Annotated in this window: 30 protein-coding genes and 1 other annotated feature; all 30 genes read right to left on the bottom strand. The window is 44.1% G+C overall.

The genetic code is table 11. From position 1 onward, the window contains the following. Nucleotides 1–11: 11 nt before the first annotated feature. Nucleotides 12–554: a 50S ribosomal protein L5 gene (gene rplE, locus JR334_10480; GenBank protein QRN85358.1), complete on the bottom strand. Its 543-nt coding sequence runs from the start codon at nt 552–554 to the stop codon at nt 12–14. A 25-nt stretch (nt 555–579) separates the two neighbouring features. Beyond that, nucleotides 580–894, bottom strand: a complete 315-nt coding sequence (locus JR334_10475) for a 50S ribosomal protein L24 (protein QRN86920.1) — start codon at nt 892–894, stop codon at nt 580–582. A 39-nt stretch (nt 895–933) separates the two neighbouring features. Beyond that, nucleotides 934–1,302 carry a 50S ribosomal protein L14 gene (gene rplN / locus JR334_10470; protein ID QRN85357.1) on the bottom strand — a complete coding sequence of 123 codons (369 nt, stop codon included), beginning with the start codon at nt 1,300–1,302 and terminating at the stop codon, nt 934–936. Nucleotides 1,303–1,337: 35 nt separating this feature from the next. Continuing rightward, a complete protein-coding gene (rpsQ, locus tag JR334_10465; GenBank protein ID QRN85356.1) occupies nt 1,338–1,604 on the bottom strand; it encodes a 30S ribosomal protein S17 in 267 nt (88 codons plus the stop codon). Nucleotides 1,605–1,640: 36 nt separating this feature from the next. Then, nucleotides 1,641–1,847, bottom strand: a complete 207-nt coding sequence (gene rpmC / locus JR334_10460) for a 50S ribosomal protein L29 (GenBank protein QRN85355.1) — start codon at nt 1,845–1,847, stop codon at nt 1,641–1,643. Further along, nucleotides 1,847–2,272, bottom strand: coding sequence for a 50S ribosomal protein L16 (gene rplP / locus JR334_10455; GenBank protein ID QRN85354.1), 426 nt, complete (start codon nt 2,270–2,272; stop codon nt 1,847–1,849). Before rplP ends, rpmC begins: the two co-directional genes overlap by 1 nt. A gap of 2 nt (nt 2,273–2,274) precedes the next feature. Further along, entirely contained in the window at nt 2,275–2,934 is a 660-nt protein-coding gene (rpsC, locus tag JR334_10450; GenBank protein QRN85353.1) for a 30S ribosomal protein S3, read from the bottom strand. Between the two features lie 4 nt (nt 2,935–2,938). After that, nucleotides 2,939–3,277 (bottom strand): 50S ribosomal protein L22, encoded by a 339-nt coding sequence (gene rplV, locus JR334_10445; GenBank protein QRN85352.1) that lies wholly within the window; start codon nt 3,275–3,277, stop codon nt 2,939–2,941. A 19-nt stretch (nt 3,278–3,296) separates the two neighbouring features. Then, on the bottom strand, nt 3,297–3,569 hold the full coding sequence (rpsS, locus tag JR334_10440) for a 30S ribosomal protein S19 (protein ID QRN85351.1): 273 nt from the start codon (nt 3,567–3,569) through the stop codon (nt 3,297–3,299). A gap of 18 nt (nt 3,570–3,587) precedes the next feature. Then, a complete protein-coding gene (rplB, locus tag JR334_10435) occupies nt 3,588–4,421 on the bottom strand; it encodes a 50S ribosomal protein L2 (protein ID QRN85350.1) in 834 nt (277 codons plus the stop codon). 26 nt (nt 4,422–4,447) lie between these two features. Next, nucleotides 4,448–4,735 (bottom strand): 50S ribosomal protein L23, encoded by a 288-nt coding sequence (rplW, locus tag JR334_10430; protein QRN85349.1) that lies wholly within the window; start codon nt 4,733–4,735, stop codon nt 4,448–4,450. Further along, nucleotides 4,728–5,354 (bottom strand): 50S ribosomal protein L4, encoded by a 627-nt coding sequence (gene rplD / locus JR334_10425; protein QRN85348.1) that lies wholly within the window; start codon nt 5,352–5,354, stop codon nt 4,728–4,730. Before rplD ends, rplW begins: the two co-directional genes overlap by 8 nt. 22 nt (nt 5,355–5,376) lie before the next feature. Then, nucleotides 5,377–6,003: a 50S ribosomal protein L3 gene (rplC, locus tag JR334_10420; protein QRN85347.1), complete on the bottom strand. Its 627-nt coding sequence runs from the start codon at nt 6,001–6,003 to the stop codon at nt 5,377–5,379. A gap of 36 nt (nt 6,004–6,039) precedes the next feature. After that, nucleotides 6,040–6,348: a 30S ribosomal protein S10 gene (gene rpsJ / locus JR334_10415; protein ID QRN85346.1), complete on the bottom strand. Its 309-nt coding sequence runs from the start codon at nt 6,346–6,348 to the stop codon at nt 6,040–6,042. 178 nt (nt 6,349–6,526) lie between these two features. Continuing rightward, nucleotides 6,527–7,729, bottom strand: coding sequence for an elongation factor Tu (gene tuf / locus JR334_10410; protein ID QRN85345.1), 1,203 nt, complete (start codon nt 7,727–7,729; stop codon nt 6,527–6,529). Nucleotides 7,730–7,761: 32 nt separating this feature from the next. Continuing rightward, nucleotides 7,762–9,843 (bottom strand): elongation factor G, encoded by a 2,082-nt coding sequence (gene fusA, locus JR334_10405; protein QRN85344.1) that lies wholly within the window; start codon nt 9,841–9,843, stop codon nt 7,762–7,764. Between the two features lie 43 nt (nt 9,844–9,886). After that, nucleotides 9,887–10,357, bottom strand: coding sequence for a 30S ribosomal protein S7 (rpsG, locus tag JR334_10400; GenBank protein ID QRN85343.1), 471 nt, complete (start codon nt 10,355–10,357; stop codon nt 9,887–9,889). 31 nt (nt 10,358–10,388) lie between these two features. Next, on the bottom strand, nt 10,389–10,763 hold the full coding sequence (locus JR334_10395) for a 30S ribosomal protein S12 (protein ID QRN85342.1): 375 nt from the start codon (nt 10,761–10,763) through the stop codon (nt 10,389–10,391). Nucleotides 10,764–10,833: 70 nt separating this feature from the next. Further along, on the bottom strand, nt 10,834–11,091 hold the full coding sequence (locus JR334_10390) for a ribosomal L7Ae/L30e/S12e/Gadd45 family protein (protein QRN85341.1): 258 nt from the start codon (nt 11,089–11,091) through the stop codon (nt 10,834–10,836). 48 nt (nt 11,092–11,139) lie between these two features. Continuing rightward, nucleotides 11,140–14,661, bottom strand: a complete 3,522-nt coding sequence (gene rpoC, locus JR334_10385; protein ID QRN85340.1) for a DNA-directed RNA polymerase subunit beta' — start codon at nt 14,659–14,661, stop codon at nt 11,140–11,142. 26 nt (nt 14,662–14,687) lie between these two features. Next, a complete protein-coding gene (rpoB, locus tag JR334_10380; GenBank protein QRN85339.1) occupies nt 14,688–18,113 on the bottom strand; it encodes a DNA-directed RNA polymerase subunit beta in 3,426 nt (1,141 codons plus the stop codon). 180 nt (nt 18,114–18,293) lie between these two features. Continuing rightward, on the bottom strand, nt 18,294–18,668 hold the full coding sequence (gene rplL, locus JR334_10375; protein ID QRN85338.1) for a 50S ribosomal protein L7/L12: 375 nt from the start codon (nt 18,666–18,668) through the stop codon (nt 18,294–18,296). 38 nt (nt 18,669–18,706) lie between these two features. After that, the gene (locus JR334_10370) at nt 18,707–19,234 is read right to left on the bottom strand and encodes a 50S ribosomal protein L10 (GenBank protein QRN85337.1); all 528 of its coding nucleotides are present in this window, start codon (nt 19,232–19,234) and stop codon (nt 18,707–18,709) included. 17 nt (nt 19,235–19,251) lie between these two features. Then, nucleotides 19,252–19,376: a sequence feature (ribosomal protein L10 leader region), on the bottom strand. 51 nt (nt 19,377–19,427) lie between these two features. After that, a complete protein-coding gene (rplA, locus tag JR334_10365) occupies nt 19,428–20,123 on the bottom strand; it encodes a 50S ribosomal protein L1 (protein QRN85336.1) in 696 nt (231 codons plus the stop codon). 44 nt (nt 20,124–20,167) lie between these two features. After that, nucleotides 20,168–20,590 (bottom strand): 50S ribosomal protein L11, encoded by a 423-nt coding sequence (gene rplK / locus JR334_10360; protein QRN85335.1) that lies wholly within the window; start codon nt 20,588–20,590, stop codon nt 20,168–20,170. A 27-nt stretch (nt 20,591–20,617) separates the two neighbouring features. After that, nucleotides 20,618–21,148, bottom strand: coding sequence for a transcription termination/antitermination protein NusG (gene nusG / locus JR334_10355; GenBank protein QRN85334.1), 531 nt, complete (start codon nt 21,146–21,148; stop codon nt 20,618–20,620). Nucleotides 21,149–21,181: 33 nt separating this feature from the next. Further along, entirely contained in the window at nt 21,182–21,406 is a 225-nt protein-coding gene (gene secE / locus JR334_10350; GenBank protein ID QRN85333.1) for a preprotein translocase subunit SecE, read from the bottom strand. Between the two features lie 16 nt (nt 21,407–21,422). Then, on the bottom strand, nt 21,423–21,572 hold the full coding sequence (rpmG, locus tag JR334_10345) for a 50S ribosomal protein L33 (protein ID QRN85332.1): 150 nt from the start codon (nt 21,570–21,572) through the stop codon (nt 21,423–21,425). A 159-nt stretch (nt 21,573–21,731) separates the two neighbouring features. After that, a complete protein-coding gene (gene tuf / locus JR334_10340) occupies nt 21,732–22,934 on the bottom strand; it encodes an elongation factor Tu (GenBank protein ID QRN85331.1) in 1,203 nt (400 codons plus the stop codon). 159 nt (nt 22,935–23,093) lie between these two features. Next, on the bottom strand, nt 23,094–25,853 hold the full coding sequence (locus tag JR334_10335; protein ID QRN85330.1) for a molybdopterin-dependent oxidoreductase: 2,760 nt from the start codon (nt 25,851–25,853) through the stop codon (nt 23,094–23,096). Nucleotides 25,854–25,857 lie beyond the last annotated feature (4 nt).

Below are 25,857 nucleotides of genomic sequence, written 5' to 3'. Positions count from 1 at the left end.
AGTATCCTCCCCTATTTCTTAGAAAACGGCATGCCCATGAACTCGAGAAGCCCAAAAGCTTCTTCGTCCGATTTTGCCGTAGTGACAAACGTTATATTCATTCCGCGGATTTTATCAATCTTATCATAATCAATTTCCGGGAAGATTAACTGCTCTTTAAGTCCCATCGTGTAGTTTCCTCTACCGTCGAATCCTTTTGCGGATACACCACGGAAGTCACGTACACGAGGAAGGGCTGCATTGATTAGACGATCTGCAAATTCGTACATGCGGTCTCCTCTAAGAGTGACCTTTGCACCAATCGGCATACCTTCTCTCAACTTGAAGGTCGCGATGGACTTTTTAGCCTTGGTAACGATTGGTTTTTGACCAGTAATGGCCTCCAAATCAGTTACCGCTGCATCGATTACTTTGCTATTCTGGGTTGCTTCTCCAAGACCCATATTCACAGTAATCTTAGCCAGTCTAGGTACTTCCATTGGATTCTTGTAGCCGAATTTTTCAGTCATCGACTCCTTAATCTCTCCAAGACATCTATCTTTCATTCTAGCCAAGGCTGTTAGCCTCCTTTCAATCCTACTACTTATCTACTACTTCGTTGCATTTCTTGCAAACACGAACCTTGGAACCATTGTCCAAGAAGACATGGCCCACTCTTGTGGTCTCACCACAGGCTGGGCATACCAGCATAACATTCGAGACAGAAATAGGTGATTCTTTCTCGATGATGCCACCTTGCGGCATTTGCTGGGTTGGTCTTTGGTGTCTCTTTGCAACGCTAACTCCTTCAACGATTACTCTGCTTGAGCTCGTAATCACTGATAGGATTTTTCCTTCTTTGCCTTTGTCTTTACCAGCAATTACTTTTACCTTATCACCGGTCTTGACTTGCATTTTAGGAGCCATTGTATTCACCTCCACATTTCTGCTGTTCTAAAGCACTTCAGGCGCCAAGGATACAATTTTCATGTAGTCCTTTTCACGAAGTTCTCTGGCCACCGGGCCAAATATACGTGTACCAACCGGTGTACCATCGTCTTTAATGATAACAGCTGCATTTTCGTAAAAACGGATATACGATCCATCTGCTCTTCTGAGCGGACGTTTGGTGCGGACGATAACCGCTTTGACTACTTCGCCTTTTTTAACAACGCCGCCGGGTGTTGCTACTTTAACGGCAGCGACGATTACGTCACCAACTCTTGCATATCTTCTTTTCGATCCACCTAGAGCTCGGATACATAGTACCTCTTTCGCTCCTGTATTATCTGCAATTTTTACTCGTGATTCCTGTTGAATCATCTCATTAACCCCCTCTTTGGCAGTTCTTTAGGCAACTATATGGCCTTGCCCTTTTCAATGATTTCTATAACTCTCCATCGTTTGTCTTTGCTAAGGGGTTTGGTTTCCATCATTTTTACCTTATCACCAATACCGCAAATATTGCCTTCGTCATGTGCTTTAAACTTCTTAGAAGTCTTTACGCGACGACCGTACAATGGATGTTTTTTGAAGCTTTCAACGGTTACAACCACTGTTTTATCCATTTTATCGCTTACGACGTAACCAACACGTGTTTTACGATTCGTATTTCTTTCTGCCATGGATAATCCTCCTTTTTCATCTTATCAATCTATCAGCTACATTGCTTTCGCTTGAGATACTTCCCTTTCTCTGAGAACGGTCTTTGCACGAGCAATATCTTTTCTGACCTCTTTGATTCTCATCGGGTTATCCAGTTGAGCAGTGGCTGCTTGGAATCTTAGATTGAAAAGCTCTTGTTTGAGCGCGCCAACCTTCTGAACGATTTCTTCAGATGTCATATCTTTGATTTCATTTGCTTTCATTAACCTTCACCACCCGCTTCAGAACTTATAAACTTGCACTTATTTGGTAATTTAGCAGCCGCAAGGCGCAGTGCTTCACGCGCTACTTCTTCGGGAACTCCCGCAATTTCAAACATTACACGACCAGGTTTAACAGGTGCTACCCAATACTCAGGAGTACCTTTACCTTTACCCATACGGGTTTCAGCCGGTTTTGTCGTAATGGGTCTGTCTGGGAAAATCTTAATCCAAACTTTACCACCTCTTTTGGTATAACGAGTCATCGCAATACGTGCCGCTTCGATCTGTCTTGAAGTAATCCAAGCAGGTTCTTGGGCCTGTAAGCCATATTCGCCATAAGTAACAGTATTGCCCTTTAAGGCTTTACCTGTCATCTTTCTGGGTCTATGTGGTTTGCGATATTTTACTCTTTTTGGCATCAACATGATTACTCAACCCCCTTTTGAACATCCTTACTGCTCTCAGGAAGTATTTCGCCGTGGCAAATCCAAGTTTTTACACCAATTTTGCCATATGTTGTGTTAGACACAGCTGTTCCATATTGAACGTCAGCACGGATGGTATGCAAAGGAACTTTACCCTCGCTTGCCCATTCGGTTCTGGCAATTTCAGCACCACCAAGTCTACCTGCTACTTGAACCTTGATACCTTCGGCACCTTGTCTCATAGCTCTTTGTAGGGCTTGTTTTACAGCTCTTCTGAAGGAAACTCTGCGCTCTAGTTGGAATGCAATATTTTCAGCAACCAATTGAGCATCAATGTCAACCTTCTTAACTTCCACGATGTTCAAGTTTACTTGACGATTGGTCATTTTCACCAATTCTTGTCTTAATGCGTCTACTTCTGTACCGCCTTTACCAATAACAACGCCTGGCTTTGCAGTGTGAATAGTCACTTTTAGACGATTGGCAAAACGCTCAATCTCAATGCGGGAAATGCCCGCTTCATATAATTTTTTCTTGATATATTCACGAACTTTAACATCTTCGTGAAGCAATTTTGCATAATCTTTGTTTGCGTACCACTTGGCATCCCAGTCCTGGATCACACCAAGTCTCATGCTTTTTGGATGTACTTTCTGACCCACGCTGTTATACCTCCCTTTCGCTAACTACCACAGTAATGTGGCTTGTTCTCTTACGGATCATGTCCGCTCTTCCCATGGCTCTAGGCTTGAAACGTTTCATCGTCGGACCTTCATCAATGAAGATCTGAGAAACGTACAAGTTATTAATATCCAATTCAAAGTTATTCTCGGCATTCGAAACCGCGCTTTTCAAGACTTTCTCAATCAAGAATGCGGCTTTTCTTGGAGTGAACTTCAATATGCCATAGGCTTCTCCGACATTCTTACCTCGGATCGCGTCTGCGACCGAACGTGCTTTGAGCGGAGAAATTCTTATATATTTTGCTACAGCTCTTGTTTCCATTACATAAGCCCCCTCTCTACTATCTGCTGGTCTTGGAGCCAGCATGTCCTTTGTATGTTCTAGTCGGTGAAAATTCGCCCAACTTATGGCCAACCATATCCTCACTCACATACACAGGAATATGCTTTTTCCCGTTGTGCACTGCAAAAGTATGTCCTACCATCTGTGGAAAAATAGTGGAACGTCTGGACCACGTCTTGATGACTTGTTTGTTGTCTACTTCGTTCATAGCCTCTACTTTTGCTAGTAGTTTCGGTTCGCAGTAAGGGCCTTTTTTAACTGATCTTGACATTGTCAGCTACCTCCCCTCTTACTTAGAATAGCGTCTTCTTACAATAAACTTGTCAGAAGCTTTCTTTTTCTTCCTAGTTCTTGCGCCACGTGCTGGTTTACCCCAAGGTGTAACTGGGTGTTTTCTACCAACAGGTGAACGTCCTTCACCACCACCATGTGGGTGATCGTTTGGATTCATTACAACACCACGTACGCTAGGTCTGATTCCCAACCATCTAGAACGTCCTGCTTTACCAAGAGTAATATTCTCATGGCTCAGGTTTCCGACTTGACCAATGGTAGCTCTGCAACGAATGTGAATCATTCTTACTTCGCCAGACGGTAATCTCACTTGCGCGTAATTGCCTTCTTTTGCCATTAGTTGGGCCACGGCGCCGGCTGTTCTAACAAGCTGACCGCCTTTACCTTCTTTAAGCTCGATGTTGTGAATTTGGGTACCTACAGGAATGCTGCTCAAAGGCAAGCTATTACCTGCTTTTATGTCTTGATCGACACCAGAATAAATTGTAGCGCCAACTTTTAGGCCTACCGGAGCCAAGATATATCTCTTTTCACCATCTGCATAGTGCAGCAAAGCGATGTTGGCGGAACGGTTGGGGTCATATTCAATTGCCGCAACCTTAGCCGGGATATCGTCCTTGGTTCTCTTGAAGTCGATGATACGATACTGTCTTTTTTGTCCGCCGCCCTTATGTCGGACGGTCATTCTTCCCTGGTTGTTACGACCGGATTTCTTTGGCAGCGGAGCAATCAAAGATTTCTCCGGAGACGTTTTCGTAATTTCCTCAAACGTGGAAACGGTCATTGTTCTGATACCAGGGGAAGTAGGTTTGAACTTTTTAACTGCCATTTTTTATTCCTCCTTCAAACTGATATCTACAGGTTATCGAACAGCTCAATTTTGCTGCCGGCCTTTAGCTTAACTATCGCTTTCTTGCGGTCAGATGTTTTGCCCACGAAGCGCCCCTGTCTTCTCTTTTTACCTCTAACTGTTACAGTTGTCACTTTTTCAACATCGACATTAAATTGCTTATGTACAGCATTTTTAATTTCAATCTTGTTGGCATCCGTATCAACGAAGAAAGTATATTTATTTTCTTCCATCATACGCAATGCTTTCTCAGTGACTACTGGACGAATCAATACATCTTGAGGGTTACGCATTTGCCAGCACCTCCTCAATTTTCTTAATAGCTTCTTCTGTCATAATCAATACATCTGCATTGACTACGTCGTATACATTCATTTCATCCACAATGGCAGTCTTAACGCCTTGGATATTACTTGCTGAACGTACTACTGCAGATTCCACTGCATTGGTTACGACCAACGCTTTTTTATCTACTTTTAGGTTTCCAAGAACCCGAATCATTTCTTTGGTCTTGGGTTCTACGTTCAATGCATCCAGCACAATCAAGTTGTCGCTAGCCAATTTGTCAGACAATACAGATTTCATTGCCACTCTTCTAGCCTTTTTAGGCATGGTGTATGAATAATCTCTAGGTTTAGGTCCAAATGCGATACCGCCGCCCTTCCAAACTGGGTTTCTTGAACTACCCACTCTGGCACGACCTGTGCCTTTTTGTCTCCAAGGCTTTCTTCCGCCGCCAGCTACTTCTGCTCTGGTTTTGGTAGATTGTGTACCTTGTCGCTTGTTGGCCAATTGCATCACAACGACATTGTGTACAGTCGCTTCATTGAATTCAGCAGCGAATACGGAATCGTTAAGTTCCAAATCGCTAACTTTTTTTCCTTCAATATTCATTACGGCTGTTTTAGCCATGGTTTTTTCCTCCTTTCTCAGATTACTTAGCTTTTACAGCGCTACGTACAGTTACTAGACCTTTTTTTGATCCAGGAATCGCGCCCTTAACTAAGATAACGTTTTTGTCAACATCCACTTTTGCAACTGTCAAGTTTTGAACAGTTACTCTGTTGCCACCCATGCGTCCTGGTAGGGGTCTACCTTTGAATACACGAGCTGGGCCCATCGCTCCTAGAGAACCTGGTCCTCTATGATACTTAGAACCATGCGCCATTGGTCCACAGTGGAAATGATTCTTCTTAATGACACCTGCGAAACCTTTACCCTTGCTCTTGCCAATCACGTCTACAATCTCGCCATCTTCAAAGATGTCCAGTTTGATTTCCTGACCTACAGTGTAGTCCGCCACATTGTCCACTCTGAATTCTCTCAGGTAGCGTGTGGGTGCTACGCCTGCTTTAGCAAAATGGCCTTTGGCTGGTTTGTTGACATTTTTTTCCTTGACCGGAGAAAAACCGACTTGAATTGCCTCATAGCCGTCATTTTCTTTGGTTTTAATTTGTGTGACTACGCAAGGCCCTGCTTCGATTACTGTCACAGGAATTACCTTACCGTCTTGGAAGATTCGCGTCATTCCAAGTTTTTTGCCCAAAATTCCTTTAGACATACTTAAGCACCTCCATATCCTTTTCTTTACTTTTGCCTACAGCTTGATTTCAATATCCACACCTGCCGGCAGGTCGATTCTCATCAAAGAATCCACCGTCTTCGGTGTAGGTTGGATAATATCGATCAACCTTTTGTGTGTTCTCATCTCAAACTGCTCTCGTGAATCTTTATTCACATGAGGTGATCTGAGAATGGTGAAGATGTTCTTCTCCGTAGGCAATGGTACTGGACCGGATACTGTTGCACCAGTATTCTTCGCTGTTTCCACGATGTTATTTGCACTTTGATCCAAAAGTCTGTGATCGAATGCCTTCAGTCTGATTCTGATCTTCTCGTTAGCCATATTACTTCCTCCTTCGCCCGTATTTCATGCGGACATACTCAGTGGAAAAACCTAGGTTCCTTTAGGAAAAAAGGACTAGCAACCTCCCACATCATCGCATATCAAAACATAGTTCTAAAACGTGGCAAGAGTCAGGGGCATACTGCCCCTGACTTTTTGCCGCAACATTGCCATTATACTACTCAGCTACAGAAGATACAACCCCTGCGCCAACAGTTCTTCCACCTTCACGAATTGCGAAACGCAGTCCGGGCTCAATTGCGATCGGCGTAATCAGTTCTACGCTCATCTCAACTCTATCGCCAGGCATTACCATCTCAATACCTTCTGGTAGATCTGCCATACCAGTTACGTCTGTCGTTCTGAAATAGAACTGAGGTCTGTAACCGTTGAAGAACGGTGTATGTCTTCCGCCTTCTTCTTTCGTCAATATGTATACTTCGCCGGAGAACTTCGTATGCGGATGAATGCTTCCTGGAGCCGCAAGTACTTGTCCTCTTTCGATGTCTTTTCTATCTACACCACGCAACAGTACGCCGATGTTGTCTCCTGCTTCTGCTTGATCTAGAAGCTTTCTGAACATCTCTACGCCAGTTACAACCGTTTTTCTGGTTTCTTCTTGCAATCCAACGATTTCTACGTTGTCGCCGATTTTAACCACGCCACGCTCAACTCTACCAGTTGCTACTGTTCCACGGCCGGTAATGGTGAATACGTCCTCTACAGGCATCAGGAATGGTTTGTCGGTAGCACGCTCTGGAATTGGAATGTAGGCATCTACTGCATCCATCAGTTCCCAGATTGGACCACTGAACTCGTTTTCTCTGGTTCCATCACCTTTTTCGATGGCCATCAAAGCGGAGCCAGTTACGATTGGAGTGTTGTCTCCATCAAAATCATACTCGGTCAAGAGTTCTCTTACTTCCATTTCAACCAATTCCAACAACTCAGGGTCGTCTACTTGGTCGGATTTATTCAAAAATACAATGATGTAAGGCACGCCTACTTGCTTAGAAAGCAAGATATGCTCTCTTGTTTGAGGCATAGGGCCATCTGCTGCAGATACTACCAAGATAGCTCCGTCCATTTGAGCAGCACCGGTGATCATGTTCTTAACATAGTCGGCGTGTCCTGGGCAGTCTACGTGTGCGTAGTGTCTGTTCTCAGTTTCATACTCAACGTGTGCAGTGTTGATGGTGATTCCACGTTCTCTTTCTTCTGGCGCATTATCAATGGATGCATAATCCTTAATTTCAGCCAGGCCAGCTTTTGCCAAGGTCATCGTGATGGCCGCGGTCAAAGTAGTTTTGCCGTGGTCAACGTGACCGATGGTACCGATATTAATATGGGGTTTCGTTCTTTCAAATTTCTTTTTAGCCATTTTAATAGCCTCCTTTAAAAATACTCTTAGTATTACTTACCTTGTCTTTTTGCAATAATCTCTTCTGCAATATTCTTTGGCACTTCTTCGTAGTGTGAGAACTGCATCGTGTAGTTTCCACGACCTTGTGTCTTAGAACGTAGGTCTGTTGCATATCCAAACATTTCGGACAGCGGCACATCTCCACGTACAACCTTAGCACCAGCTCTATCTTCCATGCCCTCAATCTTACCACGACGGGAGTTAATATCACCGATAACATCTCCCATGTATTCTTCAGGCATAACCACTTCAATTGACATATAGGGTTCAAGTATTTTCGCGCCGGATTTTCTTAGACCTTCTTTTAAAGCCATGGAACCAGCCACTTTAAACGCCATCTCCGATGAGTCAACATCGTGATAGGAACCATCTACAAGACGAACCTTGATGTCTACCGTTGGGAATCCAGCTAAAACACCACTTTGCATGGCTTCTTGGATACCTTGGTCAACTGGTTTAATAAACTCTTTCGGAATGGATCCACCAACGACTTCACTGATGAACTCGTATCCTGTTCCACGCGTAAGAGGTTCCAATTCGATGATAACGTGACCATACTGGCCTCGTCCACCAGATTGTTTTGCAAATTTTGCTTCGGAACGAATGGCTTTACCCAAGGTTTCTTTGTAGGCAACCTGAGGTTTACCAACTGTTGCATCTACTTTAAACTCGCGCATCATACGGTCTACGATGATGTCCAAGTGCAACTCTCCCATACCAGAAATAATGGTTTGTCCTGTGTCTTCATCTGTATGGATTCTGAACGTGGGGTCTTCTTCAGAGAGTTTCTGAAGGGCTACACCCATCTTTTCTTGGTCTGCCTTGGTTTTTGGTTCAATTGCAACGTCAATAACTGGATCGGGGAATTCCATTGATTCTAGAATTACCTGGTCTTGCATGTCGCAAAGGGTATCACCAGTACTGGTGTTTTTCAGACCAACTGCAGCAGCAATGTCGCCTGCTCTAACTTCGTCGATTTCCTCACGACTGTTTGCGTGCATCTTCAACAGACGTCCGAAACGTTCTTTTTTACCCTTGCTGGAATTCATCACATAACTACCTGAGGCAGCTACTCCGGAATAAACCCGGAAGAATGTAAGTTTTCCTACAAAGGGGTCAGCCATAATTTTAAATGCCAATGAAGAAAATGGTTCTTCATCTGACGCATGACGCAAGACTTCTACATCAAGATCATCTACATCATGTCCCACAATAGAAGGTACATCCGTTGGGGCAGGTAGATAATCTACTACTGCGTCCAATAATGGTTGTACACCCTTATTTTTGAAGGAGGAACCACAAAGTACCGGGATAATCTTAACCTCTAGGGTAGCCTTACGTATGGCGTTTTTGATTTCCTCAACACTCAGTTCTTCTCCTTCGAGATATTTCTCCATTAGAACATCATCGCTTTCAGCTACTGCTTCCAGCATGAATTCATGCCATTCTTCTACCGTATCCACGAGTTCTCCAGGAATTTCAACCTTCTCGTTGGTCGTTCCTAGGTCATCTGTATAAATGATTGCTTCCTTGGTTACCAAGTCTACAAGTCCGTGGAAATTTTCTTCTGAACCGATGGGGATCTGCAAGGGAACAGCATTGGCTCCCAAACGTTCTTTAATCATATTAACGCCATTAAAGAAATTAGCGCCCATTCTGTCCATTTTGTTGATGTAAGCCAAACGCGGAACGTTGTATTTGTCCGCCTGACGCCAAACTGTTTCCGACTGGGGTTCTACCCCTCCGACTGAGCAGAAAACGGCTACAGCGCCGTCTAGGACTCTCAGAGAGCGTTCTACCTCCATGGTGAAGTCAACGTGTCCGGGTGTGTCGATAATATTAATACGATGTTTTCTCCATTCACACGTCGTGGCCGCAGATGTAATGGTAATTCCACGTTCCTGTTCTTGGGACATCCAGTCCATGGTGGCTGCACCGTCATGAACCTCACCAATTTTGTGGGTCCGTCCGGTGTAGAATAAAATTCTCTCGGTAGTCGTCGTTTTTCCGGCATCAATATGGGCCATAATTCCTATATTTCTAGTTTTTTCCAAACTAACTTTTCTAGCCATATTTTTCTCCTCTACCTATTGCATAGCTCTACTCTTCTATCTATTACCATCTGTAATGGGCAAACGCTTTGTTGGCTTCAGCCATTCTATGTACGTCTTCCTTCTTCTTAACAGATGCTCCAGTGTTATTTGCTGCGTCTAGTAATTCCAAAGCTAACTTTTCTTTCATGGTCTTACCGCCGCGTGCGCGAACGTTCTTAGTAATCCAGCGAATGGCCAGCGTTTGTCTTCTGTCCGGTCTTACTTCGATGGGTACCTGGTAGTTTGCACCACCGACACGTCTTGATTTCACTTCCAAAACGGGCATAACATTGTTCATAGCTTGTTCAAATACTTCCAATGCGTCTTTGCCTGTTTTTTCAGCAATGATATCAAAGGCGCCGTAGCAAATCTTTTCGGCTTGCCCCTTCTTACCATCCAACATGATTTGGTTTACCAGTTTGGTGAACACTGTTGAATTGTAGATAGGATCAGGCAATACTTCTCGCTTTGGTACTCCTGCTCTTCTTGGCATATCGTTTCACCTCTTTTTTCTACAATCTAGTTTATTTCTTTGGTCTTTTGGTTCCATACTTGGAACGGGATTTCTTTCTATCCTGAACACCAGATGAGTCTAATGCTCCTCTTACGATGTGATAACGTACACCGGGAAGATCTTTAATTTTTCCACCGCGAATCAGTACCACCGAGTGTTCTTGAAGAACGTGACCAATACCAGGAATATAGGATGTTACTTCAATTCCGTTGGTTAATCTCACACGTGCCACTTTACGAAGTGCTGAGTTTGGTTTCTTTGGAGTCGTAGTATAGACTCTGGTACAAACACCTCTTTTTTGCGGACAGTTTTTCAGGGCTGGTGAGCCTGACTTTTTGATTGCCGATTTTCTTCCTTGTTTTACCAATTGGTTAATCGTAGGCATTCTTTTCCCTCCTCTCATTCAATGAAATGGCAAGCAGAAATATGCTTTCTGCTCACCTTTTTCTTAGCTTCTATTGTTCATCACCAATGATGGTGGCAACGGCTGCCTTCACTTCAATGCCGACATGCCTGCCTAATTCCAACATGGTGGATACACCCTCTATGGAAATCTGATTCTCTTGGCAGAGTTTCTCAATTTCCGTCTGCAGAAATCGATCCGCGTCTTTGGCTAAAAATACTTTCTTAGCCTGTCCCTCTGCGATTGCTCTTATCGTTTGCTTGGTGCCAACGACGTATGTAGTCGCATCATTTAATTCATGTAAGGACATATACACACTCTCCTATTATGCAGCTTGATTAGGATACCACCAAGCCACTTAGATGTCAAGCGAGGCTTCTGGGGTTTCCAAGATTTCATCCGAACCGACAAAATCCTCCACCAACGGTGGTGCCACTTCTTCTTCTTCCACTTCAATTTCCACATTACGGTATTCTTCAAGGCCTGTACCAGCAGGAATTAATTTACCAATTAGCACATTCTCTTTTAGACCAATCAGTGGGTCAACCTTGCCTTTAATGGCAGCCTCGGTCAAGACTCTCGTAGTTTCTTGGAAGGAAGCGGCTGAGAAGAATGAGTCCGTTGCCAAGGATGCTTTCGTAATACCCAACAACATCGGTTTTGCAATTGCTGGTTCTCCGCCTTCCTTTAGGACCTGTTCATTGGCTTTTTTCAATTTACTTTCATTGATTTGCATGCCAATACTCAATTCCGTATCGCCTGGTTCCTCGATGGTTACCTTCCGTGTCATCTGACGAGCAATAATCTCAATATGCTTGTCGTTGATGTCTACACCTTGCATCCGGTAAACCTTCTGTACTTCTTTCAATATGTATTCCTGCACTCCTCGAATTCCCTTGATTTTCATCAGTTCTTTAGGATCGATAGAGCCCTCGGTCAATGTATCTCCAGAGGAAACAACATCACCATTTCTAACTTTAAGTCTAGAATTGAACGGAATCGCATAGGTTTCAAGTCCAGAGTCGCCGCCAATAACTTCTACAACTCGTTTTCCATCTTCCATTTCCTTGATTGCTACTTTACCGGTCGTAGAAGATAGGATTGCTTTACCCTTCGGTTTCCTTGCTTCGAAAAGCTCTTCTACCCTAGGAAGACCCTGGGTAATATCATCTCCGGCTACACCACCAGTATGGAAAGTACGCATGGTCAACTGGGTTCCTGGTTCACCGATGGATTGTGCTGCAATCGTTCCAACCGCTTCTCCAAGTTCTACCTTCATGCCGTTTGCCAGGTTTCTACCGTAGCATTTAGCACATACACCATGCTCTGTTTCACAAGTACTAACCGAGCGGATTGTAACTTGCTTGATTCCCGCGTCTACTATTTCAGCCGCCGTGGTTGCATCAATCATCTCGCCGCCCTTGACAATTACTTTACCAGAACTCTTATCGTAAATATCTTCTAGTGCATAGCGGCCTTCAATCCGTTCCTCTAACGGCTCAATCATGTTGTTTCCTTCTTTAATCTCGGAAACGGTGATGCCTTTTATGCTGCCACAATCCATTTCACGGACGATGACGTCCTGTGAAACGTCAACCAAACGTCTGGTTAGGTATCCGGAGTCAGCAGTACGTAGTGCCGTATCCGCCAAACCTTTTCTGGCACCGTGTGTTGAAATAAAGTATTCCAAAACCGTTAGGCCTTCCCGGAAGTTTGCTTTAATTGGTATGTCCATAATTCGACCAGATGGGTCTGCCATCAAGCCACGCATACCAGCCAGCTGACGAATTTGCTGTACGTTACCACGTGCACCAGAATTGGCCATCATGTACACAGGGTTGAATCGGTCAAGTGATTTCATCATGGCATCGGTTACATCTTCCGTCGCCGTAGACCAAAGACGAATTACTTTGTCATAACGCTCTTGCTCACTCAAAAGACCTCTTCTGAATTGCTTTTGTATTTTGTCAACTTCTATTGTAGTTGCATCTAGAATGGCCTTCTTATTCTCCGGTACCGTAATATCTGCTACCGAAATAGTTAGTCCAGCCCTTGTTGAGTACTTGTAACCCAAGGCTTTGATACCATCTAGTAAGTTTGCTGTTGCATTGGCGCCTAGCTTTTCGTAACACTTGGCTACCAATTGACCCAATTTTTTCTTGCCCATTTCCTCGTTATAGTAACCTAGCTCTTCTGGAATGGGAATTTCAAAGTTGAAGATCAAACGGCCGATGGTCGTATTCAACATATGTCCATTGACACGAACGCTCACCTTGCTATGCACGGTTACTTCGCCAAACTCATAGGCCAACATGGCTTCGGTGTAATCCTTGAAAATCATGCCTTCGCCCTTGGCGCCATCTCTTTCAACTGTCAGGTAGTATGAACCCAAAACCATATCCTGGGTTGGCGTAGCCACTGGCTTACCATCCTTGGGGTTCAAGATGTTATTAACTGACAGCATCAATAACCTAGCTTCCGACTGAGCTTCTAGAGAAAGAGGCAAGTGAACTGCCATTTGGTCTCCATCAAAGTCGGCATTGTATGCAGTACATACTAGCGGGTGCAAGCGGATGGCTTTGCCGTCCACCAAAACGGGATCAAAAGCTTGGATTCCCAATCTGTGCAAGGTAGGTGCACGGTTCAATAGTACTGGGTGGTTTTTGGCAACTTCTTCCAAAACATCCCAAACAGCATCATGACCTTTTTCTACCATACGTTTGGCACTCTTGATGTTATAGGCTATACCATCGTCTACCAATCGTTTCATAACGAATGGTTTAAATAGTTCCAAGGCCATCTTTCTCGGCAAACCACACTGGTTCATTTTTAGATCTGGACCCACAACGATAACAGAACGTCCTGAATAGTCCACCCTTTTACCGAGTAAGTTTTGACGGAAACGTCCTTGCTTACCTTTAAGCATATCCGACAAGGATTTTAATGGACGGTTTCCTGGTCCGGCTACCGGCCTGCCTCGTCTTCCATTGTCTATCAACGCATCCACCGCTTCTTGGAGCATGCGTTTTTCATTTCTCACAATAATATCTGGCGCCATCAGATCAATCAGACGTTTCAGTCGATTGTTCCGGTTGATGACCCTTCTGTACAAATCATTCAAGTCAGATGTAGCGAAACGGCCTCCATCGAGCTGGACCATCGGTCTCAGTTCAGGCGGAATCACGGGAATTACTTCCATTACCATCCACTCAGGATGATTGCCAGAAGACAAAAAGCTATCTACAGCATCTAGTCTTCTAGTAGCCCGTATCTTCTTTTGTCCTGTAGCAGTCTTCAGAATTTCTTTCAGCTCGTGGCTCTCTTTTTCGAGATCCACTTCTTCCAGTAGCTTACGGACACTTTCAGCACCCATACCTGCTTGGAAATCTGCACCGTATTTCTTTCTAAAGTCTCGGTGCTCCGTTTCCGTCAGGATCTGTTTCCGAATAAGTGGCGTATCACCAGGATCTGTCACAATATAGGATACAAAGTAGAGTACTTTCTCTAAAGCACGAGGAGAAATATCGAGCAAGAGACCCATTCTGCTGGGGATTCCCTTGAAATACCAGATATGTGAAACTGGTGCAGCCAATTCGATATGGCCCATTCTTTCTCTACGTACTTTGGATTTGGTCACTTCCACACCACAGCGGTCACAAACGACACCTTTATAGCGTACACGTTTGTATTTTCCACAGTGGCATTCCCAGTCTTTGGTAGGCCCAAAGATTCTTTCACAGAACAAACCATCTTTTTCTGGTTTGAGTGTTCTATAGTTTATGGTTTCCGGCTTTTTGACCTCACCGCTAGACCAAGATCTAATCTGTTCAGGCGAAGCCAATGAAACTCTAATCTTATCGAATTTGTTAGCGTCCAACAAAGTCACTCCTTTCGCTAATAAAGCAACTACTCTTCTTCATCTTCCAAGTCAATTTCCAAGAAATGCTCGGAAAAATCCGTATCGTCCTCATCCAAGTGAAGATCCTCAAATATAGAAGTATCGACGTCCTCATCTTCCGTCTTCTTCTCTTCTTCGGTATCGGCGTCATTTTTGTCTTCCTTAGTATAGCTGCTGTCAAAACTCAAGGAGTCATCTTTACGGTCATCGTCATCATCATCTGTCTTCAACTCAATTTCTTGATCAAAGCGATTCAAAATTCTGACATCAAGGCACAAACTCTGCATTTCCTTAATCAGTACACGGAAAGATTCCGGCACACCTGGTTCAGGAATGTTTTCTCCTTTTACTATGGCTTCGTATGTTTTCACCCTACCCACCACGTCATCAGATTTTACAGTCAGGATTTCCTGCAATGTATGCGCAGCACCGTATGCTTCAAGCGCCCATACTTCCATCTCACCAAAACGCTGTCCACCGAACTGAGCTTTACCACCCAACGGCTGTTGGGTAACTAGTGAATACGGGCCAGTACTTCTGGCGTGAATCTTATCATCTACAAGGTGGTGCAATTTCAGCATGTAAACATATCCAGCAGTTACTCTGTTGTCAAAAGGTAATCCAGTACGACCATCGTACAGTACCGTTTTGCCAGTATCGTCCATGCCTACTTCTGCCAACCATTCGTGGATATCATCCTCGCTAGCACCATCGAATACTGGTGTAGCAATCTTCTTACCTTTGATCTTGGCAGCCATGCCTAAGTGGGTCTCTAGAACCTGACCGATGTTCATACGTGACGGTACACCTAGTGGATTCAAAACGATGTCTACTGGTGTGCCATCTGGAAGATACGGCATATCCTCTTCCGGTAGAATTCTAGAAATTACACCTTTATTACCATGACGTCCAGCCATTTTGTCTCCAACGGAGATTTTACGTTTTTTGGCGATGTATACACGAACCAATCGGTTTACGCCAGCAGGTAGTTCGTCATCACTTTCACGGTCGAAACGTTTCACATCGACGACGATACCCTCTTCACCATGAGGAACTTTTAATGAATTGTCTCTGACTTCTCTAGCTTTCTCGCCAAAAATGGCTCTCAGCAATTTTTCTTCAGAGGACAGTTCTTGTTCGCCCTTTGGTGTTACTTTTCCTACCAAGATATCACCCGGATGCACTTCCGCACCGATACGGATGATGCCTGTGGCATCTAAATTTTTCAGATTTTCTTCGGACACATTGGGAATATCTCGAGTAATCTCTTCACTACCCAATTTGGTATCCCTTGCATCACATTCAAACTCATCAATATGGACCGATGTATAATAATCATCTTTGACCATCTTTTCAGATAGAAGAATCGCGTCCTCGTAGTTATAGCCTTCCCAGGTCATAAAAGCAACTAGTACGTTACGGCCTAGTGAAAGTTCGCCACCTGCGGTAGCAGGACCGTCAGCGAGTACATCTCCAGCTTTAACTTTTTGTCCCTTCTTAACGATTGGACGCTGGTTGATGCAGGTACCTTGGTTGGAACGCTTATATTTATCCAAATGATGTTTTTCCAGCGTGCCATTTTCCGTCTGCACCACGATTTCATCACCTGTCACGCGTACAATCTCGCCATCCGCTTCCGCCATTTCGCATACACCGGAATCTTCGGCAATCTTTTTCTCCATACCAGTTCCCACATAGGGCGACTCTGTTAAGAGTAGTGGAACTGCTTGACGCTGCATGTTCGCACCCATCAGGGCACGGTTGGCATCATCGTGTTCCAAGAAAGGAATCAATGCCGTAGCAATACTCCAAACTTGTTTAGGCGTTACGTCCATGTAGTCACAGTGTGACGGGTCCGTAATCAATACATCCTCGCCATGACGCGCATTCACTCTTTCTGAAACGAAGTATCCGTTTTCATCTAGAGGCGCATTGGCCTGAGCGATGGTATAGGCTTCTTCCTCATCGGCAGTTACATATACAATTTCTTCCGTAACCCTGCCTTTTTCTTTATCTACTTTTCTGTATGGTGTCTCAATAAAACCAAATTCATTGACCTGACCATAGGTACCAAGAGAACCAATCAATCCAATATTCGGACCCTCTGGAGTCTCAATAGGACACATTCTTCCATAGTGGGAATGGTGTACGTCACGCACCTCAAATCCAGCACGTTCTCTAGACAAACCGCCAGGACCCAAAGCAGACAATCTTCGCTTGTGGGTTAGTTCCATAAGGGGATTGGTTTGGTCCATAAACTGTGACAGCTGTGATGATCCAAAGAATTCCTTAATCGCTGCGGAAACCGGGCGAATATTAATCAAGTTTTGCGGACTAACCGCTTCAATATCTTGAATGGTCATACGTTCCTTGATGACACGTTCCATACGAGACAGTCCAATACGGAACTGATTTTGCAACAGTTCGCCAACACAACGCAGCCGACGGTTACCCAAATGATCGATATCATCAGAGGCATGTTTACCATCCATAAGTTCTAAGAAATAATCCATAGCAGCTGTGATATCTTCTAAATCGAGCTGCCTATTATAATGCTTGAACTTTTTATCTTCGTCGTTCTTAAACAAGGGCGCACCGTGTTTAAGCTTCTTATTAATCTTATAACGGCCCACATTACCCAAATCGTAACGTTTAGGATCGCCGAATAAAGAACGCAGAAGATTTTCTGCACTGTCAACTGTCGGGGGTTCACCCGGGCGTAGTTTCTTGTAAATCTCTATTAAAGCTTCTTCTTTACAGGTGGTATTGTCCTTTTCCAGGGTATGGATAATCCGTTCGTCATTGTTGAATCTCTTAAGTAGTTGTGCGTCTGTCGAGTATCCGAGCGCACGAAATAATACCGTCGCCGGTATTTTCCTTGTACGGTCTATCCGTGTGAACAGATATCCGTCTTTATCCGTTTCATATTCCACCCAAGCCCCACGGTTGGGGATAATGGTAGAACTGAACATGTCATTTCCATCAGGGTTCATTTCAATCTTGTAGTACACACCTGGTGAACGTACAAGCTGAGAAACGATTACTCGTTCCGCGCCATTGATAATGAATGTACCCGTCCTTGTCATAAGGGGAAACTCTCCAATGAAAACTTCCTGTTGTTTGATTTCTCCCGTCTCAGTATTGATCAGGCGGACCTTTACTCTCAGCGGTGCAGAATGGGTAACATCCCTTTCTAGTGCTTCCGCTACAGAATATTTCGGTTCTCCCATGGAATGCTCAATGAATTCCAATCTCAAATTTCCCGTGAAGTCCTGAATGGGAGATATGTCCTGAAACATCGCCGCAAGACCCTCATTCACAAACCAATCGTAGGATTTTCTTTGAATATCAATCAAATTCGGCATATCTAATACTTCTTTAATCTTCGCAAAAGTGTGCCGCTCGGCACGAACGTCAGTTAAAGAATTTGCCATTTAACCACCCCCAGCATTTCTATAATCTACTCCACATTGCTCTTTTATAACCGGCTTAGCAAGCCAAAATGAGCGCACGACTACAGCCTAATCGTGCCATTTTAATATCTTATCACACATGTACTATTTGTCAACAGAAAAAAAAGCACCCACAACAAAGTGGGTGCGAGTTTCTGAATACTACTTCAGTTCTGCGCTTGCACCAGCTTCTTCCAATTTAGCTTTAGCCGCTTCGGCATCAGCTTTGGAAACGCCTTCTTTAACTGGAGCAGGAGCTCCGTCAACTACTGCTTTCGCTTCTTTCAGTCCAAGACCGGTAAGCTCTCTAACAGCTTTGATTGCGTTAACTTTCTTATCGCCAGCAGCGGTAAGGATTACGTCAAACTCAGTTTGCTCTTCAGCAGCAGCGGCAGCAGGAGCAGCAGCAGCAGCTACAGCTACAGGAGCAGCAGCAGATACGCCGAACTCTTCTTCAAACGCTTTTACTACTTCAGACAGTTCCAAAACGCTCATTTCTTTTACCATATCAATAATTTGGGTTACTTTTTCAGACATTGTAATTCTCCTTTTAATTTTAATATTTTCTAATCGCTTTATGCGTTGGCTTCTTTTTGTTCTTTCACTGCACTCAATACACCTACTAAATCTCTAAGCGGCGCATTCAGCACTGATGCGAAATTGGTAAGTGGTCCTACCATGCTTCTCAGCACCATAGACAGCAGTACTTCTCTGGATGGTAACTCCGAGAGAGCTTTCAGCTCTTCAGTGGAAATTACTTTTCCTTCTAATACTCCACCTTTGATTTCGAGTTTATCACAATTCTTAGCGAATTCATACAACACTTTGGCTGCAGAAACAGGATCTGGTGAGAATGCAATTGCATTCGGGCCAGTCAATGTATCTTCTAGACCTTCGATACCACTTTCTTTTGCTGCTAGACGAGTCAAGGTATTTTTAAGTACTCTGTACTCAACACCTGCATCTCTCAGTTCTTTTCTTAATTCGGTCACTTGGGCCACATTCAAACCACGGTAGTCCGTTACAACTACAGAACTAGCAGTTTCCAGTTTGCCTTGGATCTCTTTTACGATATCTTTGTTAATTTCTCTTTGCTTTGTCAAGTTTACACCTCCTTCGTATAGGAAAAACTAAAGCCTCGGACGTAGACAGTCCGAGGCTATTTCTTTGCCTTTATCAAACCTCAGTTGGGATTCATTAAGCCTTTCGGCCCCATACCGTCTACAGTCTTTCTATTTAGTTATATCCAAATCTAAGCTCCTGAATATTATCAGATATCTTAGTTTATGTCAATTCTTATTTGGTAAGCTTTGCTGGATTAATTTTCACGCCAGGACCCATAGTGGATTTTACTGTTACACTTTTCAAATAAGTTCCCTTTGCAGCAGCTGGTTTAGCTTTAATCAAAGCACTAATGAATCCTTCAAAGTTTTCATCAAGCTTTTGTTGGTCGAATGATGCTTTACCAAGTGGTACGTGTACGATAGAAGTCTTATCTACCCTAAACTCAATTTTACCAGCTTTCACTTCAGCAATGGCTTTTTCCACGTCCATGGTTACCGTGCCGATTTTAGGGTTAGGCATTAAACCTCTTGGTCCCAACACTCTACCCAATTTTCCGACTACGCCCATCATATCTGGAGTAGCGATAACTACATCGAAGTCCATCCATCCGCTTTGAATTTTAGTTGCATAGTCGTCAGCACCAACAAAATCAGCGCCTGCGTCTAATGCCGCTTTTTCTTTTTCGCCTTTAGCGAATACTAGAATCTTCTTGCTTTTACCAGTACCATGTGGCAATACCAATGTTCCACGAACTTGTTGGTCAGCATGTTTTGGATCAACACCCAATCTTACATGTGCTTCAATCGTTTCGTCGAACTTAGCTTTCGCGTTTTCCTTAACAATTTTCATTGCATCTGAAGCATCAAACAATTCTGTTCTGTCGTACGTTTTCAGTGCATCTGTATAACGTTTACCCTTTTTTGCCATGTTTTCCTCCTTGTGGTACAAACGAGTATTAGTCTCCCACGTTACTATTCAACCACGATGCCCATGCTTCTTGCGGTGCCCTCGATCATACTCATCGCAGCGTCCACATCAGCAGCATTCAGGTCTTTCATTTTCAATTCCGCAATCTCTTTTACTTGCGCTTTGGTAACAGTTGCTACCTTAACTTTATTCGGCTCGCCAGAAGCTTTCTCGATTCCCGCTGCTTTTTTAAGCAACACTGGAGCCGGTGGAGTCTTCATGATAAAGCTGAATGAGCGATCTTCGAAAACCGAAATCTCTACCGGAATAATCATGCCGGGCTGATTCGATGTTTTTTCATTAAATTCCTTACAGAATGCCATGATGTTAACACCGTGCTGACCCAAAGCAGGACCTACCGGAGGAGCCGGATTAGCTTTGCCTGCAGGCACTTGTAATTTAATTAAGCCAATAACCTTTTTTGCCATGTTTCACACCTCCTTCTATTTGTTTTACTATATTTTTTCCACTTGATTAAAATCCAGTTCCAAAGGGGTTTCCCTTCCAAACATGGATACCAATACCCAAATCTTGCCTTGCTCTGCACTGATTTCCTCTACTTTTCCAACGAAATCGGCAAAGGGGCCGGTCTTAACTTTGACGTTTTCTCCAACTTCTACGTCAATCTCAAAAACTCTTGCAATTTCGCCCATCTGTCCAAGCAGTCTATTTACTTCCTGCTCACTCAGTGGCACCGGTTTGGCGCCTGCGCCTACGAATCCAGTTACACCAGGCGTGTTGCGCACAACATACCATGATTTATCAGTCATAATCATTTCCACCAGCACATAGCCAGGGAAAACTTTCCTTGTGACTGTTTTGCGTTTACCATCTTTAACCTGAACTTCTTCTTCCGTGGGTACCACAACTCTAAAAATTTCCTCGGCCATACCCATGGATTCCAATCGTTTCTCTAAGTTGGTTTTCACATTGTTTTCATAGCCTGAATAAGTGTGAACTGCATACCACTCTTTTTCACGATCCATCTTATTCCCACCTTCCATGCTTTGCGCAATCAACTAGATTAAAACTCGAAGAATTGCAGCAATGACGGTGTCCGCCAAATAAATCAATAGCGCAGAAGCTAAAATCGCGCCGACAACTACATAACTGTATGTCAGAAGCTCTTTTCGATTCGGCCAATTTACTTTTTTTAGTTCAGCCCAAACGCCCTTAAAATAGCTGGAACGTTTCTTGGTCACTTTTTTGACGGGCTTCTTGGTCTTCGTCTCTTTGCTAGCCATAATTCTCTCCTACTCGCTACTTGGTTTCTTTGTGAACAGTGTGTGTTTTGCAGAAACTACAATACTTCTTGATTTCCATTCTGTCAGGATTATTCTTCTTGTTTTTTGTTGTTCTGTAATTTCGTCTTTTGCATTCTGTACATTCCAAGGTAATGCCTACTCTCATCAATCCCACCTCCTGTATTTTAAGCCTACAAGGCCAAGTTACTATACCACTGAATAACTTTAGCATAAACCCGTTTGGGTGTCAATAAAGAACTTGTGTTACCACAGAATCCTTGTATTCAAAAAAAAGCGAGCTCCTTGAGCTCGCTCAATGTTTTCTTTACTCAGCTACAGAAGATACAACCCCTGCGCCAACAGTTCTTCCACCTTCACGAATTGCGAAACGCAGTCCGGGCTCAATTGCGATCGGCGTAATCAGTTCTACGCTCATCTCAACTCTATCGCCAGGCATTACCATCTCAATACCTTCTGGTAGATCTGCCATACCAGTTACGTCTGTCGTTCTGAAATAGAACTGAGGTCTGTAACCGTTGAAGAACGGTGTATGTCTTCCGCCTTCTTCTTTCGTCAATATGTATACTTCGCCGGAGAACTTCGTATGCGGATGAATGCTTCCTGGAGCCGCAAGTACTTGTCCTCTTTCGATGTCTTTTCTATCTACACCACGCAACAGTACGCCGATGTTGTCTCCTGCTTCTGCTTGATCTAGAAGCTTTCTGAACATCTCTACGCCAGTTACAACCGTTTTTCTGGTTTCTTCTTGCAATCCAACGATTTCTACGTTGTCGCCGATTTTAACCACGCCACGCTCAACTCTACCAGTTGCTACTGTTCCACGGCCGGTAATGGTGAATACGTCCTCTACAGGCATCAGGAATGGTTTGTCGGTAGCACGCTCTGGAATTGGAATGTAGGCATCTACTGCATCCATCAGTTCCCAGATTGGACCACTGAACTCGTTTTCTCTGGTTCCATCACCTTTTTCGATGGCCATCAAAGCGGAGCCAGTTACGATTGGAGTGTTGTCTCCATCAAAATCATACTCGGTCAAGAGTTCTCTTACTTCCATTTCAACCAATTCCAACAACTCAGGGTCGTCTACTTGGTCGGATTTATTCAAAAATACAATGATGTAAGGCACGCCTACTTGCTTAGAAAGCAAGATATGCTCTCTTGTTTGAGGCATAGGGCCATCTGCTGCAGATACTACCAAGATAGCTCCGTCCATTTGAGCAGCACCGGTGATCATGTTCTTAACATAGTCGGCGTGTCCTGGGCAGTCTACGTGTGCGTAGTGTCTGTTCTCAGTTTCATACTCAACGTGTGCAGTGTTGATGGTGATTCCACGTTCTCTTTCTTCTGGCGCATTATCAATGGATGCATAATCCTTAATTTCAGCCAGGCCAGCTTTTGCCAAGGTCATCGTGATGGCCGCGGTCAAAGTAGTTTTGCCGTGGTCAACGTGACCGATGGTGCCAATATTAATATGCGGTTTCGTTCTTTCAAATTTCTTTTTAGCCATAATATGGTTTCCTCCTTTGGATACACGGACATCGAATCTCAATTACGTATATATTACCTCCTTGCTCGTTTACTTGTCAATCAAAGAAAATGAAAATGTTCTCACAGGTATATAGCCTGTGAGAACATCCACTACTTGTCCTATTTTTTTATCAATATTCTACAGCCCCAGCGCCTTCGCTACCTTATCCTTGGTGGCAGGCAAAGAAGTAATACGAACACCTACAGCATTGTAAATTGCATTCACAATGGCTGGTGCTGCCGGATTAACTGGAAGTTCCCCCATGCCCTTGGCACCATATGGTCCATCCAGCACCGGTTCTTCTACAATCAAGCATTCAATATCAGGGGCATCGGTAATTTTAGGAACACCACACTTGGCTAAGGTCTTCGTTTTTACGATTCCTTTTTCCTGTATGTATGCTTCGCTAGTCCCATACCCGACTCCCATCAGAGTTCCGCCGGCAATCTGGCCTTCAACCTGCTTTGGATTAATGGCTTTACCAAGATCATTGGCTGCAATAATCTTTAAGACCCTATAGTCGCCAGTCGTTTCATCTACTTCTACTATAGCCATTTGGCTTGCATAGCAGTATTGGGAGTGAATCTTATACTCTTGAGGGTCATCTCCCTCTTTGGGCAAGTTGTTGGCCGGTAGTGGAACGGTGTCCGGAGCGGAATGTTCCACTTCAAAGCGCACGCTTTCTCCCGTTTCCTGCAACTTATCACCAATCGTTTGCCAGGAAATAACGTTTCCAGTCCGAGTATCTTCAATGCCTTCGGTTAGATAACGAATTTGAGCACTTTCTAAACCGAAGTGCTTCAGGATAAAGTATCTCAAGTTATCCATAAATCCCTCGCCAGCAGACTTTATGGCATGCCCGGAAATATATACTTGTCTAGAGGCTGTGGTTTCTTCCCCGTCTGGACAAAGACCAGTATCGTTGGAAATGACACGAATGGCCTTGTAAGGGATTCCTGTAGCCGTTGCCGCAATTTGTCCCATTACAATACCTGTACCCTGGCCCATCTCAGATGCTCCTTGGTATACAGTAATCTCCCCATCCACAAGGTCAAAGACTGCCCCAGCCTTATCGTTTAGGCCAGTGCCTAAACCTACATTCTTGTATGCAGAGGCAAAGCCAATACCGATTTTCTTGTTTGGTCCAGAAGGTTTGAAGTTATCCTTTTGTTTTTCCCATGAATCTCGCACCACCTCAATGGTGCCAATCAATCCTGTGCCTGGTTCCACGGTCTGTCCGGTAATGGTCTGCCAGCCTGGTCTCAATGCGTTCTTTAAACGCAAGTCGATAGGATCCATTCCTAATTTTTCAGCCAACATATCCATCATCACTTCGGAAGCAAAAGCTACCTGCGTACTGCCAAAGCCACGGAAGGCTCCTCCTGGCGTATTGTTGGTGTAGTAACTAGTGGATTTGGTTTCCACATTGGGAATACTATATGGGCCTGCTGTGCAGACTCCCGTTCTAAAGGTTACAGGAGCTCCCAACGAATCATACGCCCCGGTATCCACCAGCGCTTCACCCTTGAAGGCCACCAGTGTACCATCCTTCTTAGCACCCAATTTGTAATTTAGCCATTCAGCATGCCGTTTGGTAGAAGCCATAATGGACTCTTCCCTGGTCATGGTTATTTTGACTGGCCTTTTTGTCAAATATGTTCCCAAGGCACAGTGTAACTGAACCGTAGGTTCCTCTTTACCCCCGAAAGCTCCACCGGCCGGGGTAGCAATTACCCGTACCTCATCCCCAGATAATTTCAACATATCCATCATCATGGTTTTAAAGGAGTAGCTTCCTTGGCTGGAACTTAACAAGACTAAAACACCCTTGCTATCATAGTGGGACAAACCACATTCCGGTTCTAAATAAGCATGCTCCACAAAAGGCACGTAAAACTCATTCTCGACGATCACGTCAGCTTGTGCAAATCCCTTTTCTATGTCACCACGGTGCACCTGTGTTTCACTGAGGGTCTTCTTGCCATGAAAGAACACTGTATCCGATTCTATGGCCTCTTGGGGCGTAAACACCCCTGGTAAGTCCTTATACTCCACCTCGACCAGTTTGGCTGCTTGTTCGGCAATTTCTAGCGTCTCAGCATATACTACTGCTACTGGGTCGCCTACAAAAATGACCTCATCTTCAGCTAGGATCTGCTGATTCTTGTTAATTAACCCAAAGCGGTCAAACCCTGGGATATCCTTATGTGTCGCGACAGTTTCTACGCCTTCCATTGCTTCAGCCTTGCTAGTATCAATGGATACTATTTTGGCGTGCGGCCTATTTGCGTATACCAATTTACCGTATAGCATATTTTCGAAAGAACGGTCGTCCGCAAAGATGGGCAAGCCCATCGCCTTGGCCACCACATCTCTTCCATACGGAGACTTTCCTACACCCAAATCGCCCTGTGGCTCATGGTATTCTTCCTCACCCCTGAGAAATCTTCCTGCCAAACGTACCGATTCCAAAATCGCAACATAGCCGGTACAACGACAGATATTAAACTTCAACGCCTGCTTAATTTCTTCATCACTTGGGTCTTGGTTCACATCCAAAAGGGCTTTGGTGGCCATAATCATACCTGGAGTACAAAAACCACACTGAATCGCCCCACCTTGGATAAACGCTTTCTGAATAGGATGCAGTGACCCATCTTTGTGTAAATTCTCCAGTGTCTCAATCACGGCACCATCCAATTTTTCCATCTTGGTCACACAAGCTCGTTTCGCTTTTCCATCAATGATGACGGTACAAGCACCACACTGGCCAGTATTACAACCATTCTTCACACTATACAGATGCGTCTCATTTCGCAAATAGCCGAGGAGTTTTTGCTCTCCGTCCACCTCAGCATGCATCTTCTCTCCATTCAAAGTAAATCTGATCTCTTTCATAATA

It is taken from the genome of Clostridia bacterium, from assembly GCA_016887505.1.
Taxonomy (GTDB): domain Bacteria; phylum Bacillota; class TC1; order TC1; family UBA5767; genus UBA5767.
This window is presented reverse-complemented; position numbering and strand designations above follow the sequence as displayed.